This window comes from Pseudonocardia parietis (genome assembly GCF_017876315.1).
GTDB classification, from domain to species: domain Bacteria; phylum Actinomycetota; class Actinomycetes; order Mycobacteriales; family Pseudonocardiaceae; genus Pseudonocardia; species Pseudonocardia parietis.
Genome location: NZ_JAGINU010000004.1, coordinates 387,292 through 412,003, shown reverse-complemented (window position 1 = coordinate 412,003; position 24,712 = coordinate 387,292). Strand labels below are relative to the sequence as shown.

27 protein-coding genes and 1 pseudogene are annotated in these 24,712 nt (G+C 71.8%); 19 read left to right on the top strand and 9 right to left on the bottom strand.

Annotated elements, in window-relative coordinates:
• Nucleotides 1–3 precede the first annotated feature (3 nt).
• From pstC to JOF36_RS38150, 5 genes are all read left to right on the top strand, one after another.
• On the top strand, nucleotides 4–963 hold the full coding sequence (gene pstC, locus JOF36_RS38170; RefSeq protein WP_210037073.1) for a phosphate ABC transporter permease subunit PstC: 960 nt from the start codon (nucleotides 4–6) through the stop codon (nucleotides 961–963).
• Nucleotides 963–1,868 (top strand): phosphate ABC transporter permease PstA, encoded by a 906-nt coding sequence (pstA, locus tag JOF36_RS38165; protein WP_085915370.1) that lies wholly within the window; start codon nucleotides 963–965, stop codon nucleotides 1,866–1,868. Before pstC ends, pstA begins: the two co-directional genes overlap by 1 nt.
• 122 nt (nucleotides 1,869–1,990) lie before the next feature.
• Nucleotides 1,991–2,755: a phosphate ABC transporter ATP-binding protein PstB gene (pstB, locus tag JOF36_RS38160; RefSeq protein WP_208115293.1), complete on the top strand. Its 765-nt coding sequence runs from the start codon at nucleotides 1,991–1,993 to the stop codon at nucleotides 2,753–2,755.
• A 10-nt stretch (nucleotides 2,756–2,765) separates the two neighbouring features.
• Nucleotides 2,766–3,539, top strand: coding sequence for a winged helix-turn-helix transcriptional regulator (locus JOF36_RS40615; protein WP_210037072.1), 774 nt, complete (start codon nucleotides 2,766–2,768; stop codon nucleotides 3,537–3,539).
• 25 nt (nucleotides 3,540–3,564) lie between these two features.
• Nucleotides 3,565–4,032, top strand: coding sequence for an ArsR/SmtB family transcription factor (locus tag JOF36_RS38150; RefSeq protein WP_210037071.1), 468 nt, complete (start codon nucleotides 3,565–3,567; stop codon nucleotides 4,030–4,032).
• A 98-nt stretch (nucleotides 4,033–4,130) separates the two neighbouring features.
• On the opposite strand, the gene arsM is transcribed toward JOF36_RS38150, so the two are convergent.
• The 3 genes from arsM to JOF36_RS38135 all read right to left on the bottom strand — a co-directional run bounded on the left by arsM (nucleotide 4,131) and on the right by JOF36_RS38135 (nucleotide 7,703).
• Entirely contained in the window at nucleotides 4,131–4,955 is an 825-nt protein-coding gene (gene arsM, locus JOF36_RS38145; RefSeq protein WP_210037070.1) for an arsenite methyltransferase, read from the bottom strand.
• Between the two features lie 22 nt (nucleotides 4,956–4,977).
• Complete coding sequence (locus JOF36_RS38140; protein WP_210037069.1) at nucleotides 4,978–6,291, bottom strand: MFS transporter; 1,314 nt, start codon at nucleotides 6,289–6,291, stop codon at nucleotides 4,978–4,980.
• 74 nt (nucleotides 6,292–6,365) lie between these two features.
• On the bottom strand, nucleotides 6,366–7,703 hold the full coding sequence (locus JOF36_RS38135) for an NAD(P)-binding domain-containing protein (protein ID WP_210037068.1): 1,338 nt from the start codon (nucleotides 7,701–7,703) through the stop codon (nucleotides 6,366–6,368).
• A gap of 115 nt (nucleotides 7,704–7,818) precedes the next feature.
• Between JOF36_RS38135 and JOF36_RS38130 the strand changes: the two genes are divergently transcribed.
• Both JOF36_RS38130 and JOF36_RS38125 read left to right on the top strand, forming a co-directional pair.
• Nucleotides 7,819–8,712 (top strand): helix-turn-helix domain-containing GNAT family N-acetyltransferase, encoded by an 894-nt coding sequence (locus JOF36_RS38130; protein ID WP_210037067.1) that lies wholly within the window; start codon nucleotides 7,819–7,821, stop codon nucleotides 8,710–8,712.
• Between the two features lie 112 nt (nucleotides 8,713–8,824).
• Nucleotides 8,825–9,952 carry a flavin-containing monooxygenase gene (locus JOF36_RS38125; protein WP_210037066.1) on the top strand — a complete coding sequence of 376 codons (1,128 nt, stop codon included), beginning with the start codon at nucleotides 8,825–8,827 and terminating at the stop codon, nucleotides 9,950–9,952.
• A 118-nt stretch (nucleotides 9,953–10,070) separates the two neighbouring features.
• Here the strand turns inward: JOF36_RS38125 and JOF36_RS41585 are convergent.
• Nucleotides 10,071–10,292, bottom strand: a pseudogene (locus JOF36_RS41585) (apiosidase-like domain-containing protein); the annotation flags it as partial.
• Here JOF36_RS41585 and JOF36_RS39880 point away from each other — a divergent pair.
• Nucleotides 10,188–10,724: a hypothetical protein gene (locus tag JOF36_RS39880; protein ID WP_245353265.1), complete on the top strand. Its 537-nt coding sequence runs from the start codon at nucleotides 10,188–10,190 to the stop codon at nucleotides 10,722–10,724. The pseudogene JOF36_RS41585 and the gene JOF36_RS39880 overlap by 105 nt on opposite strands.
• Nucleotides 10,725–10,768: 44 nt before the next feature.
• On the opposite strand, the gene JOF36_RS38115 is transcribed toward JOF36_RS39880, so the two are convergent.
• The 4 genes from JOF36_RS38115 to JOF36_RS38100 all read right to left on the bottom strand — a co-directional run bounded on the left by JOF36_RS38115 (nucleotide 10,769) and on the right by JOF36_RS38100 (nucleotide 15,926).
• Nucleotides 10,769–12,025 carry an MFS transporter gene (locus JOF36_RS38115; protein WP_210037065.1) on the bottom strand — a complete coding sequence of 419 codons (1,257 nt, stop codon included), beginning with the start codon at nucleotides 12,023–12,025 and terminating at the stop codon, nucleotides 10,769–10,771.
• Nucleotides 12,022–13,278, bottom strand: a complete 1,257-nt coding sequence (locus JOF36_RS38110; protein WP_245353356.1) for an MFS transporter — start codon at nucleotides 13,276–13,278, stop codon at nucleotides 12,022–12,024. The genes JOF36_RS38115 and JOF36_RS38110 overlap by 4 nt, the downstream gene beginning before the upstream one ends.
• Before the next feature lie 279 nt (nucleotides 13,279–13,557).
• A complete protein-coding gene (locus tag JOF36_RS38105; RefSeq protein ID WP_210037064.1) occupies nucleotides 13,558–14,388 on the bottom strand; it encodes a nucleoside phosphorylase in 831 nt (276 codons plus the stop codon).
• 137 nt (nucleotides 14,389–14,525) lie between these two features.
• A complete protein-coding gene (locus JOF36_RS38100) occupies nucleotides 14,526–15,926 on the bottom strand; it encodes an MBL fold metallo-hydrolase (RefSeq protein WP_245353264.1) in 1,401 nt (466 codons plus the stop codon).
• A gap of 182 nt (nucleotides 15,927–16,108) precedes the next feature.
• Here JOF36_RS38100 and JOF36_RS38095 point away from each other — a divergent pair, with 182 nt between their 5' ends.
• Nucleotides 16,109–16,774 carry an ArsR/SmtB family transcription factor gene (locus JOF36_RS38095; protein ID WP_210037063.1) on the top strand — a complete coding sequence of 222 codons (666 nt, stop codon included), beginning with the start codon at nucleotides 16,109–16,111 and terminating at the stop codon, nucleotides 16,772–16,774.
• Nucleotides 16,775–16,932: 158 nt separating this feature from the next.
• Here the strand turns inward: JOF36_RS38095 and JOF36_RS38090 are convergent, their stop codons facing one another.
• Nucleotides 16,933–17,595, bottom strand: coding sequence for a class I SAM-dependent methyltransferase (locus JOF36_RS38090; protein ID WP_210037062.1), 663 nt, complete (start codon nucleotides 17,593–17,595; stop codon nucleotides 16,933–16,935).
• Nucleotides 17,596–17,667: 72 nt separating this feature from the next.
• On the opposite strand from JOF36_RS38090, the gene JOF36_RS38085 reads away from it, so the two are divergent.
• The 10 genes from JOF36_RS38085 to JOF36_RS38040 all read left to right on the top strand — a co-directional run bounded on the left by JOF36_RS38085 (nucleotide 17,668) and on the right by JOF36_RS38040 (nucleotide 24,573).
• Nucleotides 17,668–18,120, top strand: a complete 453-nt coding sequence (locus JOF36_RS38085) for a MarR family winged helix-turn-helix transcriptional regulator (protein ID WP_210037061.1) — start codon at nucleotides 17,668–17,670, stop codon at nucleotides 18,118–18,120.
• 375 nt (nucleotides 18,121–18,495) lie between these two features.
• On the top strand, nucleotides 18,496–18,984 hold the full coding sequence (locus tag JOF36_RS38080) for a type 1 glutamine amidotransferase family protein (RefSeq protein WP_210037060.1): 489 nt from the start codon (nucleotides 18,496–18,498) through the stop codon (nucleotides 18,982–18,984).
• A gap of 128 nt (nucleotides 18,985–19,112) precedes the next feature.
• A complete protein-coding gene (locus JOF36_RS38075; RefSeq protein ID WP_210037059.1) occupies nucleotides 19,113–19,343 on the top strand; it encodes a DUF7711 family protein in 231 nt (76 codons plus the stop codon).
• Nucleotides 19,344–19,554: 211 nt separating this feature from the next.
• Nucleotides 19,555–20,400 carry a CNNM domain-containing protein gene (locus tag JOF36_RS38070; protein WP_245353263.1) on the top strand — a complete coding sequence of 282 codons (846 nt, stop codon included), beginning with the start codon at nucleotides 19,555–19,557 and terminating at the stop codon, nucleotides 20,398–20,400.
• Nucleotides 20,401–20,531: 131 nt separating this feature from the next.
• Nucleotides 20,532–20,888, top strand: coding sequence for a BlaI/MecI/CopY family transcriptional regulator (locus JOF36_RS38065; RefSeq protein WP_210037058.1), 357 nt, complete (start codon nucleotides 20,532–20,534; stop codon nucleotides 20,886–20,888).
• Nucleotides 20,885–21,823, top strand: coding sequence for a M56 family metallopeptidase (locus tag JOF36_RS38060; protein ID WP_210037057.1), 939 nt, complete (start codon nucleotides 20,885–20,887; stop codon nucleotides 21,821–21,823). Before JOF36_RS38065 ends, JOF36_RS38060 begins: the two co-directional genes overlap by 4 nt.
• Nucleotides 21,824–21,927: 104 nt before the next feature.
• Nucleotides 21,928–22,665: a DsbA family protein gene (locus tag JOF36_RS38055; protein WP_307862832.1), complete on the top strand. Its 738-nt coding sequence runs from the start codon at nucleotides 21,928–21,930 to the stop codon at nucleotides 22,663–22,665.
• Nucleotides 22,662–23,522, top strand: coding sequence for a cytochrome c biogenesis CcdA family protein (locus JOF36_RS38050; protein ID WP_210037055.1), 861 nt, complete (start codon nucleotides 22,662–22,664; stop codon nucleotides 23,520–23,522). The genes JOF36_RS38055 and JOF36_RS38050 overlap by 4 nt, the downstream gene beginning before the upstream one ends.
• On the top strand, nucleotides 23,519–24,055 hold the full coding sequence (locus JOF36_RS38045) for a hypothetical protein (protein WP_210037054.1): 537 nt from the start codon (nucleotides 23,519–23,521) through the stop codon (nucleotides 24,053–24,055). The genes JOF36_RS38050 and JOF36_RS38045 overlap by 4 nt, the downstream gene beginning before the upstream one ends.
• Entirely contained in the window at nucleotides 24,052–24,573 is a 522-nt protein-coding gene (locus JOF36_RS38040; RefSeq protein WP_307862831.1) for a L,D-transpeptidase, read from the top strand. Before JOF36_RS38045 ends, JOF36_RS38040 begins: the two co-directional genes overlap by 4 nt.
• Nucleotides 24,574–24,712: the final 139 nt, after the last annotated feature.

The following is a 24,712-nucleotide window of genomic DNA, read 5'->3' as shown; positions in this document are numbered from 1 at the left end:
CCGATGGCGGTGACCACCGCCGGCCGCCCGCGCTCGAGCGCGGGCGGCTCCGGCCGTGACCTGACCCCCCGCTCACCCCGGGTCGGCGAGAAGATCATCGAGAGCCTGCTGGCCGCCGCGGCCGGCCTGTCGGTGCTGGTGACGGTGGGCATCATCGTCGCCCTCGTCGTCCCGCTGTTCACCTTCTTCGCCCACGTCAGCCCGATCGAGTTCCTCACCGGCACCACCTGGACCGCCTCGTTCGGCGACAAGTACTCCTGGGACAAGGACTGGGGCGTGCTGCCCCTGGTCTCGGCGACGTTCATGGCCACCGGCATCGCCCTGGCCGTGGCGATCCCGGTCGGGCTGGGCATCGCGATGTTCCTGTCCGAGTACGCCACCGTGCGGGCCCGCAAGGTCATCAAGCCGGTCCTGGAGCTGCTGGCGGGCATCCCGACGGTGGTCTACGGGTTCCTCGCCCTGACCGCGCTCACCCCGATCCTGCAACCACTGCTGGGGATCCCGAACATCTACAACCTGCTCGTCGCCGGGATCGTCATGGGATTCATGATCGTCCCGACGGTCGCGTCGCTGTCCGAGGACGCGATGTCGGCAGTACCCCAAGCGCTGCGCGCGGGCTCGTATGCCCTCGGCGCCAACCGGCGGATCACCACCCTGCAGGTGGTTTTCCCGGCGGCGCTGTCCGGGATCATCGCCGCGATCGTGCTGGGGCTGTCCCGGGCGGTCGGCGAGACCATGATCCTCGCCGTCGCCGGCGGCAACCTGGCCCGCCTCACCGCTGATCCCCGCGACGAGGCCCAGACGATGACCGCGTTCATCGCCCAGATCGCCAGCGGCGACGCCCCCCAAGGCAGCCCCGTCTACTACTCGCTGTTCGCCGTGGGAGCGCTGCTGTTCGTGATCACCCTGACGATCAACCTGATCAGCATCCGGCTGGTCCGCCGCTTCCGGCAGGTGTACTGATGACTGCTACCGACACCGCCCGCACCACGCCCGCCCGCGCGCTGACCCCGGACCGGCGGCGCCGCGATGTGGCCTCCACGGTGTTCGTCTGCGTGCTGTGGGCGTGCCTGCTGGTGGCCGCGCTGTTCCTGTTCTACGTGCTGATCACCATCGTGGTCTCCGGGGTGAGCAGGCTGGATGCGAACCTGATCACCCAGGCGCCCTCGACGATCCGCCCGGCGACCGCCGGCGTGCAGCCGGCCATCGTCGGCACGCTCCTCGTCGTCGGGGTCACCGCGCTGATCGCGCTGCCGCTGGGCATCGCCGCAGCGATCTACCTCGAGGAGTACGCCGACCCCCGGCGCTGGTTCAACCGGGCGATCGAGCTCAACGTGCAGAACCTGGCCGCCGTCCCGTCGATCATCTTCGGGATCCTGGTGCTGGCCTTCGTGGTGCGGGCACCGCTGAACTTCGGCGCCGTCGCACTGTCGGGCTCGATCGCCCTGGCCCTGCTCATCCTGCCGGTGGTGATCATCGCGACCCGCGAGTCGTTGCGCGCGGTCCCGCGCGAGATCCGCGACGGCTCACTGGCCGTCGGGGCCACCCGCTGGCAGACGGTGTGGCGCCAGCTGCTGCCCGCCGCGGTGCCCGGGATCGCGACCGGCTCCATCCTGGCGCTGTCGCGGGCCGTCGGAGAAGCCGCACCGCTGATCCTGGTCGGCGCGACCACGTTCATCACCTTCACCCCCGACGGGTTGTTCTCCCGCTACACCGTCATGCCCGTCCAGATCTTCAACTTCGCCCTCCAGTCCCGCGAAGCGTTCATCCCCCTGACCTACGCCGCGATCCTGCTGCTGATCGTCATCCTGCTGGCGCTCAACGGCACCGCGATCGTGCTGCGCAACCGGTTCGCACGTCGATGGTGAACCCCGGAAAGGACCAGCACATGAGCCCCACCTCCCCACCCGGGACCGCCCAGGACACCGCCGGTATCCACCTCGCGATCGGTGACCGAGCGCCCGAACAGCCACGTTCGGCCGGTGCCGCGATGGCGACGGAGAACCTGCACGTCTACTACGGCGACTTCCTCGCCGTCCGCGACGTCGATCTGCAGTTCGACGACCGCCGGATCACCGCGCTGATCGGGCCGTCGGGCTGCGGGAAGTCCACCGTGCTGCGCTGCCTGAACCGGATGAACGACCTGGTCCCCGGCGCGCGGGTCGAAGGGCGCGTGACCTACCACGGCACCGACATCTACGGGCCCGGCGTCGACGAGATCGAGGTCCGCCGCCGGATCGGCATGGTCTTCCAGAAGCCGAACCCGTTCCCCAAGTCGATCTATGACAACGTCGCCTACGGCCCCCGCGTCACCGGCGCCAAGGACCACCTCGACGACACCGTCGAGCAAGCCCTACGCGGCGCCGCGCTGTGGGACGAGGTCAAGGACAAGCTCAAGCAGAACGCCTACGGCCTCTCCGGTGGACAGCAACAGCGTCTGTGTATCGCCCGGGCCATCGCGACCCGGCCGGACGTGCTGCTGATGGACGAGCCCTGCTCGGCGCTCGACCCGATCGCGACATCCAAGATCGAAGACCTGATGGGTGAGCTCGTGCAGGACTTCACCATCGTGATCGTCACCCACAACATGCAGCAGGCGGCCCGCGTCTCGCACAGCACGGCGTTCTTCACCGCCCAACCCGACGAGCACGGCGACCGCGTCGGCACCCTGGTCGAGTTCGACCGAACCCTGAAGATCTTCGAGGACCCGGCCGACAAGCGCACGGAGGACTACATCTCGGGCAAGTTCGGCTGAGGAAGCCGCGATGATGACCGAGACCTGGGAGACCGACGGCCGTTCTCCCGTGCAGATCCGCCGCCGAGCCTGCCTGGCCGACGCCGGCGGGCGCACAGGGCCGGCGGCGGTGCTGCTCGTCGCCGACGAACACACCGCCGAGCAGGTCGCACGGGCCCTGACCGGCCAACCCGTCGACCTGCACCCGGTGCACGACACGGCCGCAGCGCTGCTGGTGGCCGGGCGCACCTGCCCGGATGCGGTCGTGCTCGCCCCCGCCGGGGGGCGGTTGAGCCCGGCGGACTTCCTCGACGTGCTGCACACGCTCGACCCCGGGGTGCGGGTCATTGTCGGGGTCGGTCGCGACGACGGCGAGCTGGCGGCGCAGGCCGCCGCCCGGGGCGCCACCGTCACCGCCCGCCCCTTCGAACCGAGCGCCTTGCTCGCCCTGCTCAGCGCCGCCCTCGGCGCGCCACGGCCCCTCGCGGCCCGCCCGCTGCCGATCCAGCTGGGCCGGCTGCGCATCGACAGCGTCGCCCCACGGATGTGGCTCGACGACACACCGATCCGGCTGCCGCTGCGCGAACACCTGGTGCTGCGCTACCTCGCCGCGCGTCCGGACGCCGTGGTCAGCCGCCGCGAACTCGTCACCGCCATCTGGGGGGACCAGACATCCGGCTCGGACAACTCCCTGAGCGTGCACATCACGCGCCTGCGCCGCCGGCTCGCCGCCGCCGGAGCCGACGTCCGCATCGAAGCGGTACGCGGACTCGGCTATCAGCTGACCATCTCGCCGAACTCCTGAGCATCACCCAGTATCCTCGACCGCGATGGGAGAACAGCTCAGCTCGCACGCCGCCGATCTCGTCGAGGATCAACCGCTCGACGGCGTCGAGACCGTGGCCGGTGCCGCCGCCGAGCTGTTCAAGGCACTCGCCGACCCGCTACGGCTCCAGCTGGTCGGCCTGGCCCGCCAGGCCCCCGACGCCGAGCTCTGCTTCTGCGACCTCATCGAAGCCTTCCCCCAGCCGCAATCGACCTTGAGCCACCACCTGAGCGTGCTGGTCAAAGCCGGGGTCATGTCGAGGGAACGACGCGGCACATGGAGCTGGTACCGGCTCGAACCCGACCTGGTCGACCAGATCAACGACGCGCTCAGCCTCGACGGGATGCTGCACCAACTCCTGCGGCTCGAGCACGCCGACAACCCGAAACTCATCAGCCGCGACGGCAATCTCCTCTCGCGCTGCGAGCCGCCGGCCACCACGGACGACACCAGGCGTGCCGCACCCGAGTGAGGTGCAGGATCCGGCAAGCCGGGGACGCGGACCTGATCCACGACGCCACCGGCGGCCTCCTCAGCCCCTCCGAAGCCCACCCAGGCGGTCACGTCCCATCACCCCGGGGTGTGGGCGCGCACAATCGCGGCCACTGCGCGGGGGTGGACCCGGTGGGTCTCGGCGATCTCGACGTCGACGAACCCGGCCAGATGCAGGGCGTGGGTGAACTGCCGGTGAGTGAGCGCGCCGGCGATGCAGCCGGTCCACTGTTGCGGGTCATCGCGCGTGGCCTGGTCGATGTCGGTGTCGGCGATGATGTCGGAGACGGCGAACCGCCCGCCCGGACGTAGGACCCGGGCGGCTTCGGCGAGCACGACGGTCTTGTCGGCGGCCAGGTTGATCACGCAGTTGGACAGGACGACGTCGACCGAGTCGTCGGGCAGCGGGATCTGCTCGAGGTAGCCGTGGACGAACTCGACGTTGTCGACGCCGGCCGCAGCGGCGTTGCGGCGGGCGAGCTCCAGCATCTCCGGGGTCATGTCCAGCCCGATCACCCGGCCGCGCGGCCCGACCCGGCGGGCGGAGATCAGGACGTCGGCGCCGGCACCGGAGCCGAGGTCGAGCACCGTCTCGCCCGAATGCAGGTCGGCGACCGCGGTCGGGACCCCGCAGCCCAGTGACGCCGAGAGCGCCGCAGCGAGAGTCTCGCCCGCCTCGTCGCCATAGAGATGACCCCCGTACACGGCGGTGGTTCCGGTGGTGCCGCAGCAGTTCGCCTCGTATCCGGGCTGGTCGAACTGCTGCTCGGCCTGCAGCGCCTGCTCGTAGTCTCCGGCTGCGGAATGGCGCGCGGCGGCAGCGTAGTGCTCGCGCACTATCTCCCGGATGGGCGGCTCCGGCGTGTCCGGTCGGCCGGCGGGTGGGGTGGTGTGTGGGGACATGGCTGTACCTCCGTGGCCGGGATCAGCGGTGATCCACCTCGTCCGAGCCGGCCGTGGTGGTCGGCTGCGGGGACGAGACGTCGGCGTGTCGGGGCACGGTGTCGTCGAAGCGGGCGGGGCGGGGAACGGTGCCGGTGGCCAGGCCCGCGGCCAGGGCGGCGATGGCGGCGAGCAGAATGAACACGGCGGGGTAGCCGCCGAGGGCGACGGCGAGGGCGGCACCGGCCCACGGGGCGAGGGCGGTGGCGATCATCGCCGGTGCGGAAAGTAGTCCGTTGAGCCGTCCGTAGTGGGCTGCGCCCCAGCGGTCGCTGATCGCGGTGGCCTGGAGCAGGGTGAACACTCCGCGGGCGGCGCCGGCGAGCATCGCTGCGGCGACGAGCAGGACCTCGGGGCCGGGGAGCAGCCCGAGCAGCAGGGTCGCCGCAGCGGAGAGGGCGAGGATCACCACGGCACGCATCCGCACCGACAACGCGGCGGCCAGGCGCCCGTAGCCGAGGCGGCCGAGGACCTGGCCGAGCCCGCCGAGTCCGAGTGCCCAGGCGGCTTCGGTGGTGGACAGGCCGCGTTCGATCAGCAGTGGGACTTGGTTGACCACGACCGCGAACGCGGAGAATGTGCCGAGTGCGATGGCCGGCACGAGCAGCCAGAACGCGCGGCTGCGCACGATCTCGCGCGGGGCGTGCGGCGAGCCGGCGGCCTGGTCGCTCTCGGCTGTCTGGTCGTGGTCGGGCCAGGGCCCGCGTAGGCCGAACAGGTGCGCGGGAACGGTGATCACGGCGAGAATGACGGCGAGGACGAGGTAGGTGTTGCGCCAGTCCAGCCCGGTGAGCAGTCCCGCGGTGAGTGGGGCGAAGATCGTGGAGGCCAGTCCGGCCAGCAAGGTCAGTGCGGTCAACGCGCGGACTCGCCGGGGTCCCCACCAGCGGGTCAGCGCGGCGAATGCGGGCGGGTAGAGGGTGCCGGCCATGGCCACCCCGGCCAGTACCCACGCGGCGAAGAACAGCGGCAGGGTCGGCGCCCATGCGATCGCGACGACGGCCGGCACGCCCAGGATCGAGCCGGCGGTCATGACCGGGCGCGGCCCGATCCGGTCCAGCCATCGCCCGGCCGGGATCCCGACCAGCGCCGAGACCACCAGCCCGGTGGAGAACCCGGCGGTGATCATCGAGATCGACCAGCCGGTGTCGGCGGCGATGGCCGGGGCCAGCACCGGGAAGGCGTAGTAGAGCACGCCCCAGCTGACGATCTCGGTCACGCACAGCACGGCCAGCACCCGACGCAGCCCGCCGCGGCTCAGCGAGCCGGGCGCGGCAGTCGTTTCGACAGAGGGCATTCGCGGTGGCCTTCCGGCAGGCCCGGCGCGGCCTGCGGCAGCGGGCCGCGCCGGGCTGGACAGCGGTCGGTCGGTCAGGCTCGCGCCGGTGCGGTCTGCTCGACCGGTTCGGCCGGGCCGCAGCAGCCGCCCTCGGCGGCTTCGGTCGCGGCGGTGGGGTCGTCGAACAGTCCTGCGCCGCCGCAGACGCCGGTGTCGGGCAGTACCAGTTCGACCCGCTCGGCGGCCTCGTGGTCGCCGGCCAGTGCGGCGGCGACGGAGCGGACCTGCTCGTAGCCGGTCATCGCCAGGAACGTGGGTGCGCGGCCGTAGGACTTCATCCCGACCACGAACACCCCGGGTTCGGGTTGGGTCAGCTCGCGGGCGCCGTGTGGGTAGACCGTGCCGCAGGAGTGCACGTTCGGGTCGATCAACGGTGCCAGGGCCCGGGCGGCCTGCAGGGTCGGGTCCAGGTCCAGGCGCACCTCCGAGAGCCACGACAGGTCCGGGCGGAACCCGGTCAGCACCACGACCTCCTCGACCGGAGCGAGCCGGCGCCCGTCGAGGGACTCGAGCACGAGCCCGTCGCCGGTCTGCTCGACCGCGGTGGTGCGGAACCCGGTCACGGTGCTGACGTGCCCGGCCTCGACCGCGGCCGCGGCGCGCCGGCCCAGCGCCCCGCGGGCAGGGAGCTGGTCGGCCTCCCCACCGCCGAAGGTGTCACCGACCTGTCCACGGCGCAGCAGCCAGTCCACGTGCGTGCCCGGCGCGGTCTCGGCCAGCTCGGCGAACGCCACCAGTGCGGTCAGTGCCGAGTGCCCACTGCCGGCCACCGCGACCCGCTTGCCGGCGTAGCGGGCCCGCACAGCCGGATCGGCCAGGTCCGGCACCTGGTAGGCGATCCGGTCGGCCGCGGCGCGCTCGCCCGCAGCGGGCAACCCGTCCGCGCCGAGCGGATTCGGCGAACCCCAGGTCCCCGAGGCGTCCACCACCGCGCGGGCCAGGATCCGCTCCTCCCCCGCCGCGGTCTGCACGTGCACGGTCAGCGGTTCGGTCTCACGTCCGGCGTCGACCACCCGGTCCCGCCCGCGCCGGGCGACACCGGACACCCGGCTGCTGAACCGCACCCGGCTACCCAGCACCTCGGCCAGGGGCTGCAGGTAGCGCTGCGCCCACTGCTGCCCGGTCGCGTAGGTCTGCGGGTCCGGGTGCGTCCATCCGGTCGGGGCCAGCAGCTTCTCCGCCACCGGGTCGACCACTTCGGCCCACCGGGAGAACAGCCGCACGTTGTGCCACTCCCGCACCTGCGCACCGGCCTGTTCACCCGCCTCCAGCACCAGCGGTTCCAGTCCGCGGTCGAGCAGGTGCGCGGCGGCGGCGAGCCCGACCGGTCCGGCTCCGACCACCACGACCGGCAGCGTGTTCTCACTCATCACGACCTCCAGGGACTGGCTCGTCTATTCATCGACGCTCGTCGATGTGCTGGTCGGGACTGTATCGACGGCCATCGATTGACGCAACCATCGATGTGTGTCGATACTGGGCGGCATGAGTACCACCGCGGCCCAGCAGGGCACCGGCACACCACTGTTGGCGCTGACCGACGTGTCGGACGCGCCGGCGCAGCTGCCGGTCGCCGACGCCGAGACCTACGCCGGCTGGTTCGCCTGCCTGGCCGAGCCGACCCGGGTGCGGCTGCTGCACGCGGTGGCGGTTGCCGGACGAGCGGTCGCGGTCGGGGAACTGGCCGAGCAGCTCGGGATCTCCCAGTCGACCTGCAGCCACCATCTGCGCAAGCTCGCCGACGTCGGGTTCGTGAGCCTGCACAAGGAGAAGACCGCCACCCTCGTCTCGGTCAATCCGGCCTGCTGCACGGGGCTCCCGCATGCCGCCGACGCCGTTATGGGCATGCTCGGGCCGCGCCCGTGCTGCCCCACCGACCTGCCCTCCGACGTCACCGTCCGCGCCATGCAGGCCGGCGACTGGGCCGCGGTGCGGCGCATCTACTCCGAGGGCATCGCCACCGGCCACGCCACCTTCGACACCGAGGTTCCCGAACGGCGTGAGCTCGACCGCCGATGGCTGCCCGAGCACCGGTGGGTCGCCGAGCTCGACGGCCACGTCGTCGGCTGGGCGGCCCTCGCACCCGTCTCGACGCGTCCGGTCTACGCCGGCGTGGCCGAGTCCTCGATCTACGTCGCCGACGGCTCACGCGGACGCGGGATCGGCAAGGCGCTGATCCACCAGCAGGTCACCGCCGCCGACGCCGCCGGGCTCTGGACCCTGCAGACCGCGATCTTCCCGGAGAACCGGGCCTCGGTCGCGCTGCACCAGTCCGCCGGCTACCGCACCCTCGGCCTGCGCGAACGCATCGGACGCCACCACGGCGCCTGGCGCGACACCGTCTTCCTCGAACGCCGCACCGCCACCGACCCCGACTAACCGCGCGGCGACCCATCCGCTCCACAACCTTCACCGCCGACCCCGTGCGGCTGCCGGTTGCCACACCCTGCCCACGTTCCTCCGGACGGAGGACCGTCCCTGTGAGGTGCCCATGTCCAGTCCCGTTCACCCCGGCGCGTCCGGCTCCACCGGCTCGTGCGACGCGATCGTCATCGGTGCGGGCCAGTCCGGGCTCGCCGCCGCCCACGCCCTGCGCCAGGCCGGTCTGGCGCCGGTGGTCCTCGAAGCCGGCCCCGAGCCGGTCGGGTCCTGGCCGCACTACTACGACAGCCTCACCCTGTTCTCCCCGGCCCGCTACAGCTCGCTACCCGGGCTGCCGTTCCCCGGCGACCCCGACCGCTATCCCCACCGCGACGAGGTCGCCGACTACCTGCGCCGCTACGCCACCTACCTCGACGTCGACATCCGCACCGGCCACCGTGTCGACGCCGTCACCACCACATCGGGCGGCTACGAGGTCCGCTCCGGCGAGCAGGTCCTCACCGCCCCGCTGGTCATCGCCGCCACCGGTGGCTTCGGCAACCCGTACCGGCCTGCCCTGCCCAGCCTCGACGCCTTCACCGGCCAGACCCTGCACGTGGCCGACTACCGCCGACCGGAGCAGTTCGCCGGCCAGCACGTCGTGATCGTCGGTGCTGGGAACTCCGCGGCCCAGATCGGCGTCGAACTCACCCGCCACGCCCGGGTCACCCTCGCCACCCGGAAGCCCGTCACGTACGCCCCGCAGGTCATCCTCGGACGCGACATGCACTGGTGGTCGACCACCCTCGGGTTCGACCACCTGCCCGTCGGGCCCTACCTACGCACCCCGCCGTCGGTGCCCGTGGTCGACGACGGCACCTACCGCGCCACCATCGACGCCGGCCGACCCGGCCGGGCCCCGCTGTTCACCGACATCGACGGCACCCGCCTCACCTGGCCCGACGGGCACACCGAGCAGGTCGACACCATCCTGCTGGCCACCGGCTACCGACCGGACCTGCCCTACCTCACCGACCTCAGCGCCCTCGACCACCACGGCCGGCCACGCCAGATCCGTGGACTGTCGACCTCGCACCCCGGGCTCGGCTACGTCGGGCTCGAATGGCAGCGCAGCCTCGCCTCGGCCACCCTGCGCGGGGTCGGGCGCGACGCGCGCTACGTCACCACCCGATTGCTGCGCCACCGCACGGCGCTGCCTGCCGTTCGGTGCTGCGAGCAGCCAGCCGTCCGAACGTGAAGGTGGCTGTCGCCGAACGGCGTAGCCCCGGTTGCACTGGTGCTGCCGGGGCTGTGGGGCGCTGCTCGTCTGTGGTGCCGCGCTGGTCGGAACGGCGCAGTTCGCTGGCACGGGACGCTCACGTCACAGACATGTCCACAGCGGAAAATAGCAGCTCCAGGGCACCTTCGATTATCAAGATCGAGATAAACTCGGCGTCGGCGAACCACGTTGCCGAGGACTGGTCGCCGCGCGGATGGTAGGTCTTGAGCTGCGTCCCGCCGGTCGCGTCGAGGCCTTCGGCCAGCTCGGTCCACAGCTGCTCCTCACCGTCGGCCGGGTGGTCCCCGCCGAGGGTCCAGGTGACGTTGTCGTAGGCGCCGAAGCGTTCGACGAGGAACTCGCCGTAGCCTCGATTGCGATCCGCGGCGCTCGACTAGCAGTCCGAGAACTCGACCTCGAGCCATTCGATCGCGGTGAACGGGATCGCTCTGTACCGGTCGTTGCCCATGTGAAGGATCCACATCACTTCTCCTGCGGCTGCGCGGTCGGCGACTGCGGAGAGCAGGTCGTGCTCCAGGCCGGCCCGGTCGGGGTCTCCGCCCACTCCGATCCATTCGCCGAGGTGGGAGCGGTGGGCGGTGTGGAAGACGAGGCGGATCCTGAACATCACGCTGGGGTCGGTTTCGTCGATGACGACGGCGGTGAGGACGACTGGTCCTGTGCCGAGTCGTGGGTCTGGGACATTCCCGTCTCCGCTCGGTGGGGCTCGGTAGGGATGCGTTCGAACTGAAGGGCACAGTGAGTGGGCGGGCTGCTCGGAGCCGGGTCCCGGGCTCAGCCGGTCGGTGGTGTTCGGGCATCGCGCGGGTGGGTCTCGTACATGCGCACCGCGACCACGAGCGCGGACACCAGCGAGATCGCTGCTGCCGTCCACACTGCGGCGGTCAAGTCGAAGGCGTCGGCGACGACGCCCCCGACGACCGCGCCTGCGGCGTAGCCCAGGTCCCGCCAGACTCGGTAGACCCCGACCGCCCGGCCGCGCCAGGACGGGTGTGCCACGTCGCCGATCACTGCCAGCAGCGTCGGATACACCAGGGCCGTGCCCAGGCCGAGCACGATCGCGCCCACCGCCCATCCGGCGAACCCGCCGGAGAGCGCGATCATCACCAGGGCGCCGGCCTGGACCGCCATCCCGACGGTGATCATGTGTTTGCGGCCCACGCGGTCCGAGAGGCCGCCGGTGACCAGCTGCCCGGCACCCCAGACCGCGGGATACAGGGCGATGAGAAGCCCGATCTGTCCGATGTCGAGGTCGGCGGTGGCGAACAAGAGCGGGAACAGCCCCCACGACAGCCCGAAGTTCAGATTGTTGACCAGCCCGGCCTGGCTGGCCGAGGCCAACGCCGGTTCCCGCCAGCTCACGTCCGCAGCGATGGTTCTGTTGCTGCGCGGGTCCTCAGGCCCGTGCCCGGCCACCTCCAGGCGGGCGTGTTCGCGGGTCTCGCGCACCAGCAGCGAGCTGAGCGCGAGGGCGATGACCGTATAGCCCAGGCCCAGCAGGAACGGCGCGGGCCGCAGCCCGTACTGCTCGGCCAGTGAGCCGGCGAGCAGCGAGCTGACCGCGACCGCCCCGTATCCGGCCGCCTCGTTGAGTCCCATGGCCAAGCCACGTTGGCGCGCGCCCACGAGGTCGATCTTCATCACGACGGTGGTGGACCAGGTCAGGCCCTGGTTGAGCCCGAGCAGGACGTTCGCCACGATCACCCAGCCCCAGCTCGGGGCCCACATCAGCAGCAGCGGTACCGGGATGGCCAGCAGCCAGCCGAGGAGCAACACCGGCTTGCGCCCGAAGCGGTCCGACCAGGTCCCCGCGACGTAGTTCGCGGCCGCCTTGGTGATCCCGAATGCGGCCACGTAGGTGAAGATGAACGTGTAGCCGGTCAGCCCGAACACCTCGGATGCCAGCAGCGGCAGCACCGCCTGTTGCTGGCCGACCATGCCGCCGACCAGGGCGTTGACCACCACGAGCAGGGCGAACTGGCCGGCGTTCTCCCGCAGGCCGAGCCGCAAGGGGCGCTGCCCGGTGCTCATCTCCTCGGCTCCTGCGCCGGATGCGGAGCGGCGCTCGCCGCCCGGGGCGTCTGCGCGTCCTCGGTCGGGGAGGGGGTGACGGCCTGCACGGTGCGGCGGGCCTTGAGCAGTACCGGGATGAGCAGCAGGGCCAGGACCCCGCCGGCCAGGGACAGTGCGCCATACCCGGCGCCGGCCACGACGACGCCGGACACTGCGCCGCCCCCCGCGCCACCCAGGGCGATCAGCACGTCCACAGTGCCCTGCACCCGGGCGCGGTTCGCCGCAACGGTCGCGTCGACCAGCAGCGCGGTACCCGAGATCAACCCGAGGTTCCAGCCCAGGCCCAGCAGCGCCAGCGCCACGATCAGCCACCCCAGTGAGTCGGCGGGCGCGAACGCCGCGACCAGCCCGGCGAGCAACAACGTCAGCCCCGACGCCGTGGCCATCCGGAGTCGGCCCCACCGGTCCACCAACGACCCGGTCACCAACGAGGGCAGATACATCGCCCCGATGTGGACACCGATGACCAGTCCGACCTCGCCGAGGCCGTGACCATGGGCGCGCATGTGCACCGGGGCCATCGTCATGATCGCGACCATCGCGATCTGGGACAGCACCATCACCGTGGCACCGACCACCACACCGGTCCCCAGCGGGGGCGCCACCGACACCTGTCCCGTCGAGGCGTCTGCGGTGCGTTGCTCGAGGTGGCGCGCCACGAGGAACGGGTCCGGGCGCAGCAGCACCAACAACACCGCACCGGCACCCAGGTAGGCCACTGCGGCGAGCAGGAACGGCCCGGCCAGCGCCGGCACCCCGACAGCGCTGGCCAGCGACCCGAGTGGCTCGACCAGGTTCGGGCCGGCCACCGCCCCGAGCGTCGTGGCCACCATCGCCACACTGATCGCGCGACCACGCCGAGCGGGCAGCGCAAGGTCGGTGCCCGCGTAGCGGGCCTGCAGGTTCGTCGCGGTCCCCGCGCCGTAGACGAACAACGCCACGAACAGCAACGCCACGCTGTCGAGCACCGCCGCCGCGACCACCCCGATCGCCCCGATCCCGCCCACGCTGAACCCGAGACCGATCCCGAGCCGGCGACCCACCCGCTGGGTCACCCGCCCCACCAGGAACGCCGCCAGGGCAGAACCGAGGGTGAACAGCGCAGCAGGCAGCCCCGACAGGTCATCGGACCCGAGCATGTCTTGGGCCAGCAACGCCCCGACCGTGATACCGGCCGCGAGCCCGGCACCACCGAGCACCTGACTCGCCATCACCACAGCCAGAACACGCCGCTGCAGGCCTCGGCGAGCCTCGTCGTCGACGGCGATCCGCTCGGCCGCCTCCACAGTCGACGTACCGCTCACCACACACCCCAACTATTCCAGCAATCCATGGATTAGGAGCTTACGGTGGCTCGTCAGCTCCGGCAACACCCCAGGGCCGGCGGCCAGGTGCTTCTCGGTCGGCCACCCCGTGGGGCGTCCACGGCCGGTCCAAGCCCGTGTGTCGCAGGGATCCGGAGACGGCCGAGGGGGCAGCCGCTGTGAATGTCAGGTCTGGGGAGACCGCAGCAGGGACGCGATCGCGTGGACGGTGGCGAGGGCGTCGTGGACGCCGTTGTCGGCGCCCTTTTCGAAGTCGTCGCCGGCGGTGGCCATGGTGTTGGTGATGTGGGCGATGCAGACCACGGCCCGGCCCGTGGCCTGGGCATAGGCGTAGAGGGCGGCTGCCTCCATCTCGACGCAGACCGCGCCGGCCGCTTCGGCGTCGGCGATGGCGGTGGCGGTCTCTCGATAGGGGGCGTCGGTGGTCCACGATGCGCCGGTGAGCACGGGCTGGGCGAGGTCGCGTGTCTGCGCTTCCAGCCCGCGAATCAAGGGTGCGCGCAGGTTATCGGGGAGCTGGCTCCAGCGGCCGGACGGCAGGTAGTGGGCGCTGGTGCCTTCGTCGCGCAGCGCGCGGTCGATCAGGACGAAGCACGGGGTGGTGGGCAGGGCGGCGATCTGCCCGGCAGAGATCACGCTGATCACGAGCTCGGCGCCGGAGGCGGCGAGTTGCTCGGCGACCAGGACGGCGAACGGGGCACCGACGGCCATGCCGACCACGCCGAGCTCGAGCCCGTCGTGGTCGAGGGTCCACATCTCGGTGTGATAGCACGCCCATCCGGGGTGCCTGCTGCCCTCGGCGCCGGCGGCCAGATACCGCGCGATGTCGCCGTCCGGGTCGAGCAGGCACACCTTGGGCACGCTCACCTCGGGCAGGCCGCGTTGCCGGCGGGCTTCTCGCAGCAGGTTGGCCGGCTGGAACAGCGACGGCTCAGTGTGCTGCTTGCCGCTGAGCAGCGGCAGTTCGGAGTCGGTCGGCGAAGTCACGAGGGGCATCCCATCACGGTCCAGGTGAGCGACGACCGGGTCGTGGTGGTGGCTGCGCGCGCCCCGGACCCGTGCATGTGCGCCTGGGTGGGTGCCGCGCGCGAACTGAGCACTGTCAGCAACGACGACACCACGACCACCGGTGGTCAGGACGGGGTGTCGAGCCGGGTGCTGCGGGCGTGGGCCCAGTCGTCGGGGCCGCCCTCGACGATCGCGAGATCGTGGTGGCCCTGGCGCTCGAGCAGGCTGGCCGCCGTTGCCGCGCGCTCACCGTGCCCACACATGGTCACGACCCTGCGGTCGGGACCGCCACCGGGCGGCACCGTCTCGGCGGGCAGTGAGCCCAGCTCGACGTGACGCACCCCGGGCAGGTGTCCGGCAGCCACCTCGGCGTCCTGGCGGACGTCGAGCACCTGGTGGCGATTCGGCTCGACCTCGGCCGCGGCCAGCATGGCGGTGGTGGCCACCTCATAGCCGGCCCCGGCCCAGCTCTCGACCCCTCCGGCAAGTTCGCCGACCAACCCGCCCAGGGTGTCGAACCCGATGTTGGCGGCCGCCCAGATGATCTCGGCGGGATCCTGGTCGTCCCCGCGGACGATGACGACCGGGCCGTCGACGAGCCACCCCAGCCAGGTCGCGAACTGTGCGCGCAGCGGGATCGAGAGCGCGCCCCGCACGTGCCCGGCCGCGTAGTCGCGCACCGGGCGGACATCGACCACCACCGCGCCGTCACCGCGCATCGTGTGCACCAGCGGCGGCGACAGCGCGGCGAGCCGGGCCGGGGCCTGCAGATCGAGGACCTGCGGGCCCCGACGGTTGATCTCGGTGAGCCGGCGGAAGTAGTCCGGGTAGCTCCCCAACGAGGCGAGCAGTGTTCGTACGAACGTGTCCTCGTCGCCGAGCTGCAGCAGCGGGTTGGTCGCCAGTTCCTGCCCGATCGTCGATGTCCGGGCCGTCCCGGGTGGCGCCGAGCAGAACGAGCCCGCACCGTGGGTGGGCCACACGGCGGTGCGGGCGGGCAGCTGCCCCAGCCGGTGCAGCGAGTGGAACTGAGCACGGGTCAGCGCGTCGGTGCGGTCCGGGCCGAGCAGGTCGGTCCGCGCGGCCGATCCGACGATCAGCGACCCGCCGGTGAACACGCCGACCGGCCGCTCACCGTCGCCGAGCAGAAAACTCAGATGCTCGTCGGTGTGTCCCGGCGTGGCCAGCGCGGTCAACCGCAGCCCCCCGAGGTCGACCTGATCCCCCTCGCCCAGCCCCCGGTGCGGGAAGGTGCGCTCGCCCGCGGCAGAGGCCAGCACGGTCGTGTCGAACTCGTGGGCGAGCTGGACGGCGCCGGAGAGGAAGTCGGCATGCAGATGGGTATCGGCGGCGAAGCGGATCCGCAGCCCGTGCTCGCCGGCGGTGGCCAGCACCGTGCGCAGATCCCGCGGGGGATCGACCACCAGCGCCGACCCGTCACCGAGATCCACCAGATAGCAGGTGTTACCCAGCCCCTCGTCGACGATCGTCATCGGTGCCACGGCAGCGGACGCGGACGTGTTCATCTCGACCTCCCAACCACACCAGCAACAGTCTTCGACTATTCCATGCTATTTTGGAGGATAGCATGGGCGGAAGTTCCCCAGCGACGACGACACAGGCATCGGCTCTCGCGGTGCAGGCTGGGTTCGGAGGTGGCGCCACCGTCCGTGATACCGTATTCCATCATATTGTGGAGGACCAGGTGATGGGCGAGAGCACGAAGGAACAGCTGTTCACGCACCTCGCGCGGGTGGGTAAGGCGTTGGGCAACGGGAAACGCCTGGAGCTCATCGACCTGCTGGCCCAGGGCCCGCGCTCGGTCGCCGAACTCGCCGAAGCTGCCCGGGCGGGTGTGACGACGACCTCGGCGCACCTGCAGGTGCTCAAGCACGCCGGCCTGGTCCGCGCCACGCGCGCCGGCACGACGATCTTCTACGACCTGGCCGGTGACGACATCGCCGCGCTGTATGCCCACCTGCGCGACGTGGCGGCGACCCGGGTCGCCGACGTCGCCCCGGCAGCACGGGACTACCTCGGCCCCGCCGACACCGAGCAGGTCAGCCGCGAGGAGCTACTCAGCCGGGTCGCACACGGCGACGCGGTCGTCATCGACGTGCGCCCCGGCACCGAGTTCGCCGCAGGCCATATCCCCGGCGCTGTGTCGATCCCCCTCGACGAGCTGGCCGAGCGGCTCGACGAACTGCCCCACGACCTGGAGATCGTCGCCTACTGCCGCGGCGCATTCTGCGTGTTCTCCCACGACGCGGTACGGCTGCTCCGGGCGCGCGGCCACCGCGCCCGGCGACTCGAAGACGGCATCCTCGAGTGGCGACTGGCCGGTGAACCCGTCGTCGCCGCAGCCGCATCCTGACCACACCCAGCCCAGCAGGCGGTGCTTGCGCACGGGAGCAGACGGGCGGGCCGAACTCGCGTCGAATTCGGATCAATCCGAGTGCCGCGCGGCGCGCCCGGCGGGCAAGCCCCGCGGAAGCCGCTGATCGGCCCGGCGGACTGTCCTCGACGTGGCGCTCAGCCGGGTAGGCGCGCAGTGCCCAGAACGTGCGGAGTGGACGGCTGGGTGAAGCGGTCGGCGGGGAACCGCAGCCGACGGACGTCGTCGACCACGAAGCCGGCCTCGCGCAGCGCCGCGACCGGGTCGGTGCAGGTGTGACAGCCCCCGGTGAGCAGCGGCCAGACGGTTGCGTCGGCGACGCGCTGCACCGTGCGCAGCCCGCGCATCTCAGCCCGGGTGTGTTCGAGGAACCGGACGATGCCGCCGGGGCGCAGCACCCGCGCGGCCTCCGTCGCGGCCGCGATCTGATCCGGAACCGAGCACAGGACCAGGCAGAAGACGACCCCGTCGGCACAGGAATCCGGGAGCGGCAGAGCCTCGGCGACCCCGGCGTGCACCGTCGTCGGAACCGAGGCGTCCCCGGCCGCCGCACCGGCGAGCCCGCGCAGGTAGGGCTCCGGCTCCACCGCGATCACCGACACCACACCCGACGGGTAGCGGGCGAAGTTGCCACCCGGCCCCGCACCGACCTCGACAACAGCGCCGGCCAGCGGTGCGAGCAACTCCTCGCGCAGCTCGGCCAGCCCCTCCTCATCCAACCGTGGACTCATCGACGCGTAGAAGCGACTGAACAGTCCCCGAGGACGGTCCTGCACACCGCTGACGTTCTCCGCTGCCATCCCTGCCCCTCTCCATGAAGCCGTGAACGTAGTTCACCATGTTTACGACTCATGGTGAAGTACAGTGCCCTCGTGGATGCGCGCGCGGTGCTGGACAAGGCGTTCGAGCTGGCCGATCACGTGTCGACGCTGATGAGCACCGCACTGGAGGAACGTGGTCTCACGCCCGGCCGGGCGGAGGCGTTGCTGATGCTGCACCGCCACGGGCCGCTGGTGCAGCGGCAGCTGGCCACCTACCTGCGCTGCAGCCCCCGACACGTCACCGCCCTGGTCGACACCATGGAGCAGCACGGCTGGGCCGAACGACAACGCCACCCCGCAGACCGGCGCGCCACGATGGTGGAACTGACACCACAGGGCCGCCAGCACACCGAATGGATGGAGACCCACCGCGACCGGGCAGCGCAGGCACTGCTGGGAGAGGTCGACCCGACCCAGCTCGCCGCATTCGTCGAGGTCGCGGACCGGCTGATCCGCACGACCGGACACGACGACTCCACCTCCGTGGACCCAACACGAACGTGATCGGCCAGAGGACTCGACGCGGTCGGCAGACCGGCGGGCTGTGCCGTCGCGGAGCCAGAAGGCCAATGCCCCGGTTGGGCTGCGTCCGGGTCGGTCCGAGGGCGCTGACATCTTGGTGGCGCGCCAGCGCTGTCGTCCTGCCGTCGCTCCACAGCTGAGTTGCTAGCGGTGAGCGGCGGCGATGGTGCCGACGTAGATGACACCGGTAGCCCAGTCGCCGGGCCCTACCGGGTGCCGAGCCTGCTGTGTGGTCTGCATCGGTGTATGCCCCTTCCGCAGGAGTCCGAGCGCACGTCCTACCGCCGTCGACGGCCGGCCGGTGAGCTCACGTGTGCGGTGTCGGCTCAGGACATGACGAACTGAACGATCATGGTCATGAACGGGGTGGTCATCGAACAGATGTGCACCCTTGAGGAGGCCGTCACCGCCGACGCGGTGATCGTCGGCAGCGGGATCGCCACCCGTGAGGTGGTCGAGGACCCCACCATCATGGGCACGCTGCGCTCGCTGGACCCCGCGCGTCAGCTGCTGGCCGCGCAGTGCTCGGGCACCCTGGTGCTCGCCAAACTGGGGCTGCTCGATGACGTGCCAGCCTGCACCGACCTCACCACCAGGCCGTGGGTTCAGGCTGCCGATATCACGGTGCTCAACCAGCCGTTCTTCGCCAAGGGCAACGTCGCCACCGGTGGCGGGTGCCTCGCCGCGCACTACCTCGGCGCCTGGGCCATCGCCCGGCTCGAGGGCCTCGAGGCCGCCGAGAGCGCCCTGCACTACGTCGCCCCGGTCGGGGAGAAGGACGAGTACATCGCCCGCGCGATGCGCAACCTCGACCCCTACCTGCGCCCCGAGCTCACCCCGGGCTAACAGGCGCCGCTGGCGGCGGATGGTCGATGGGCGTGAGCACGCCACCAAGATCGCTATGGCGGACGCTCCTCCTCGTGGCGCGGCGCCGCTGTCGTCCTACCGTCGCTTCACAGAAGCCGCTGTTCTCGATGCGCTGCGCGAACGACGCCGTCCCCGTCCTGGAGCCGTCGGTGCCGGAGTGGCACGCCCAGCTGTACGAGGAACGGGCCCTGGCCCGCCGCCATCTGCGCGAGGTGATCGATCGTTACCACGACCGGGACTGGCGCGCAGCCCACAAGGGACTCGGCGTCGATCCCGAGGACCACCTCTGGCGCGCCGCCCAGGGCCTCCGCGAAATGGACGACGCCCTGCAGAGCTGAACCCACTGCAGTCTCGGCGACGGCGTACTCGTGCTCCGCGCCAAGCAACGGATCAACGTTGCTCGACAGAGCCTGGAGCGACAACGCTCGATGAAGTGGAAACGACCGACCGCTGTGCCTGTGGTGCCCCGGGGTGTCTCAGCGAGTTCGGCGTCGGCGAGCCGGTCGGGCAGACCCTGCGCCGGCGGGCTACGCCCCCGCCCCGAGGGGGATGGGCAGGGACGCAGCCAGTGGGCTGCCGCCGAGCGAGCCCGCAGGAACGGTAACCCTACGCAGCGAGATCGTGACGGCCGGTGGTGACCTACGACGCCTGGTCGGCCAGCACCAGCCCGGCCGCGTTCACCGCCATCGGAGACGGCCGCGCCCGGGGCCGAAATACCCGTACTGCCAGAGTCGTCGGGGTGGACGTCGCGCTGAACCTGGCCCTGGTGCTGGTGTTCGTGCTCATCGGGGCTTCTTCGCCGCCGCCGAGATCGCGCTGGTCACCCTGCGGGCCGGGCAGGTGTCCGCGATGGCCGAACGCGGCCGGCGCGGCGCACGGGTGGCGCGGCTGCGCAGCGACTCCAACCGGTCCCTGTCCGCGGTCCAGATCGGGGTCACCTTTGCCGGGTTCTTCGCCTCCAGCTACGGCGGCGCCATCATCGCCGTGCGCCTCGAGCCGGTCCTGGCCGGCTGGGGACTGCCCCTGGCGATCGCCTCCACCGCCGCGCTAATCCTGGTCACCGCCCTGGTGTCCTGCCTGTCGCTGGTCGTCGGCGAACTCGTGCCCAAACGCCTGGCCCTGCAGAGACCCGAGGCCGTCGCCCAGGCCACCGCCGGGCCCCTCGACCGGCTCGCCACCGCGGCCCGGCCGCTGATCTGGCTGCTGTCGCGCGCGGTGGTCCGGCTGCTGGGCATCGACCCGCGCACCCCCGACGACCAGGTCAGCGAGGACGAGCTGCGCGACATGGTCCGGACCGCCAACACGTTGACCCTCGACGAGCGCCGGCTGCTCTCCGATGCCTTCACCGCCACCGACCGCGTGCTCAGCGAGGTCGGGCCGATAAGCGGCGACTGAGCCTCTTGTGTACGGCCTGTCTGGACACACCCAGCACCTCCGCGAACCGAACGCGCTTCACGCATCGCCCTGGGCGCGGTGGCCTCGTTGTTGACCGTGCGTACCCTCGCTCTGCGAGTAGGGAGGTGCCGGTGGCGGGTCTGGGCGAGCTGCAAAGTCGGGTGATGGCCGCATTGTGGGACGCGGACGGCCCGCGCACCGTGCGGGAGGTGCACTCGGCGCTGTCCGGGGAGCGGTCGCTGGCCTACACCACCGTCATGACCGTGTTGGACAACTTGCACGGCAAGGGGTGGGTGCACCGCGAGCGGGTCGGCCGGGCCTGGGCGTACGTCCCGGCGCGGGAGCGGGAGGAGGCCGGCGCGGAGATGCTGCGGGAGGTTCTCGATTCGCTCGGGGACCCGGAGGGTGTGCTGCTGCACTTCGCCCGCGGTATGGACGAACGGGAGAGCGAGTTCCTGCGCCGGGCGCTGTCGAGGGACGGCGAGTGACGGTCGCGGTCGCGCTGTTGTTCGCCGCGGTCGCGCTCGGGGTGATCGGGCCGACCTACCTGCGCCCGGTCGGGCGACCGGGGGTGCATCCGGCACTCGCGCTCTCGGCCTGGGTGGTGACACTGCTCGCCGCTGCCGCGGCAGCGGTCACCGCCGCCGCGGTGCTGGTGCTGCCCGACCCGTCGGTACCCGACGGCATGCTCGGGATCGCGGTGGTGTGCTGGCAGGCCGTGGCACGCGGCACCGACCTGCCGTGGCTGCTCCTGGTCCGGCTCGTCGTCGGAACCACCCTGCTGGTGCTGCTGGCCCGGGTCGCGGTGCTGTTCACCGGCTCGCTGCGAGCCGAGCGCCGGCACCGGATCGAACGAGTAGGGGCGCTGCGCGCGGTCGCCGCAGTCCGTGACGGTGTCTGGTGGATCCCGTGTGCCGACCCGATCGCGTTCTCCATCGGCGGAGGCCGGCGCGGGATCGTCGTCGCCTCCACAGGTCTGCACGGGCTCGATGTCGGCGTGGTCGAGGCGGTGCTCGCCCACGAGCGGGCGCACCTGCGCGGACGTCACCACCTGGCCGTCGCGCTCGCCCGCGCGGCGGCGGCGGCGCTGCCGCGGGTGCCGCTGTGCCGGCAGGCACCGGGTGCGGTCGGGGTGCTGTGCGAGCTCGCCGCCGACGCGGCCGCCGTGCGCCGGTGCGGCCCGGAGGCGCTGACCCGGGCCCTGCAGGAGATCGCGGCCGGGCAGGGCGCCCCGCGCGGCGCCGTCGGCTTCGACGCGTTCCCAGAGGCCCGCCAATCCTGGCTGAGCTCGCCGCGCCCGGCGCTGGTGCGCGGCGACAGTGTGCTCGCCCGAGCCGCGACCGGTGCGCTCGCGCTGGTGCCCGCGCTGCTGCCCGCGACCGGCGCAACCATGCTGGTGCTCGCGGTCTGCCTGTCGGCCTGAGCGACCCGCTCCCTCGGGCGCCGCCCCCCGGTTGACCGGCCCTTCACACCCGTCTACTACCGTCGTCGTAGATCACTACTATGACGTTAGTAGAAGGGGTTGGGGTGGGACGCACAGCGGGAACGCTCGAACGGCGGGGTCGGCGCCGGGACGTGGCGATCGTCGTCGCCTTGGCGGTCGTGGCCGTTGGTCTGGTCGGGTATCTGATCGCCGGTGCGGTCGGCTCGGGCCGGGACGGGGAAGCCGCCGGGACTCCGTCGGCGGGGGAGACCGCCGCGATCGGGCCGTTGGGCGATCTCGCTCGTCGCCAGGAAGGCGACCCGCTCGCGCTCGGCCGCACTGATGCACCGGTCATCATGACGATCTTTTCGGACTACCGGTGTCCGTTCTGTGCGAAGTTCTCCCGGGAGACCGAACAGCAGCTGATCGACGAGTACGTCGACGACGGACGGCTGCGGTTGGAGTGGCGCGACTATCCGATCTTCGGGCCGGAATCCACCGTCGCCGCGCACGCCGGGCGGGCCGCGGCGCTGCAGGGCAAGTTCTGGGAGTACAACCGCACCGTCTACGCCGACACCCCCGAGCGCACCAAGCCCGACCTGCCCGAGGACACGCTGCTCGCCTACGCCGAGCAGGCCGGCATCGCCGACACGGCGCGGTTCCGGGCCGACATGGACTCACCCGAGGTCGCCGAGGCGGTCGCGGCCGATCTGGCCGAGGGCAGCGCGCTCGGGGTGCCGAGCACCCCGGCGTTCGTGGTGAACGGCTACCCGATCATGGGTGCGCAGCCGGTCGAGGCGTTCCGCGCTCAGATCGACCAGGCGCTGGAGACCGCGCCGTGAGCGGGGCCGGCCTGCTCACGGCGTTCCTCGGTGGGTTGCTGTCGCTGCTCAGCCCGTGCGCGGCGCTGCTGCTGCCCTCGTTCTTCGCCTACGCCTTCGACCGGGTCGGCACCCTTATCGGACGCACGCTGACCTTCCTCGCCGGCCTGCTGACCGTGCTGGTGCCCCTCGGCGCCGGCGTGGCGCTGGTCGGCGCGCTGATCACCCAGTACCGCGGTGTCGTGACCACCGCGGGCGGGCTGCTACTGATCGGGTTCGGTGTCCTCAGCGTGCTGGGCATCGGGTTCGGCAGTGCCACCGCGGGCCGGCTCGCCGGTCGGGTCCGGATCTCCGGGCCCGTGTCGACCTACGCCCTGGGCACGGTCTACGGCCTGGCCGGGTTCTGCTCGGGGCCGCTGCTGGGCAGCATCCTGACCGTCGCCGCGGTCGGCTCGGACCCCGGCTACGGCGCCGTGCTGCTGGGCGCCTACGCGGTCGGGATGGCCGCCCCGCTGTTCGTGCTCGCCCTGCTGTGGGACCGCTTCGGGCTCTCACGTAAGCCGTGGCTGCGCGGGCGCGAGGTACACCTCGGGCCGCTGCGTACCCACTCCACCAGCCTGATCTCCGGGGTGTTGTTCATCGGGATCGGGCTGCTGTTCCTGCTCACCGACGGCACCGCCGGGATCATCGCGCCGACCACGGTCGACCAGCAGGCCGACGCGCAGAGCGCGATCACCGGCCTGTTCGGCGGGGTGTCTGATACGGCGGTCCTGCTGGGGGTCGTGCTGCTCGCCCTGGCCGCGATGGCGGTACGGCTGCTGCGCCGCCGGGCCACCCGAACCCGGGACGGCGAACGCGAGCAGGAGGACGCCCGGTGACCGCCCTCGACGCGCTGCGGGCCTGGACAGGTCGGCACTGGACGGTCGCGGTACTGACCACCCTGGCCACGGTCGTGTTCGTCGCGGTCCCCACCGCGGTGCTACCGACTCCGTGGTTCTGGCGCGAAATCCCCACCCCGGGCTGGGCCTATCCGGTACTCGGACTCGTCGCCATCCTGTCCGGCCTGGTCGCGGCCACCTACGTCCGCGCACCCGACGGGCCGGGCGGGCGCCGCGCCTCGGCCGGGGCACTGCTGGGCTTCCTCGCCGTCGGCTGCCCGGTCTGCAACAAACTCGTCCTGCTCGTCCTCGGCTACACCGGCGCCATCACCTGGTTCGAACCCGTGCAGCCGGTCCTGGCCGTACTGGCCGTGGTCGGGCTCGCCGCCGCACTGCGGGCCCGGCTGCGCGGCGCCACCGCTTGCCCCTTACCCGGCACCTCCAGCGACAGCGGATCCACCGATACCAGGCGCACCGCCACGCCGCGCGCCTTCGACGCAACAGGACCACACCCGGTCAGGGAGGACTCGTGACAACCATCCCAGCACGCTGGCGACGCCCCGGAGTGGTGGCCCTCGCGCTCGCCGGCGCGCTGCTCGGCGGCGCCGGCCTCGGGCTCGCCGACACCGACTCGCCGCAGACCCCACCTCCGGCGAGTACGGCCACCCCGTCCGGCGTCCCGGTCCCCGGCACACCGTGCACGACCTCGGCCGACGCCTGCGTCGACTTGACCTCGCACACCGCCTGGCTCCTGGACGACGGGCAGATCACCCGCACCGTCCCGTTTCTCGACGGCGACCCCCGCACTCCCACCCCGCCCGGCACCTTCGCCGTCGACTGGAAGGCGCAGAACTACCACAGCCGCGAGTACGACGCCCCGATGCCGTTCTCGGTGTTCTTCGCCCCCGGCGGCATCGCCTTCCACGAAGGCTCCCTGGACAACCTGTCGGCCGGCTGCGTGCACCTGCAACGCCCGGACGCGATCGCCTTCTTCGACGCGCTCGGGGTCGGCGACCAGGTCCAGGTCCGCGGCGAACACGCGCCGCAGTAGTGACCGGGCCGGGCGGGATTGCTGCACCATCGCCGCCCGGCCCACCCGGTGGGGCCGGCCTTCCCCCGGGACGGCCCCACCGGGGCCCGCAGCCCCGCGGACGTCAGCGACGAACGTCCGGCAGTTCGCCCTGGCGGGC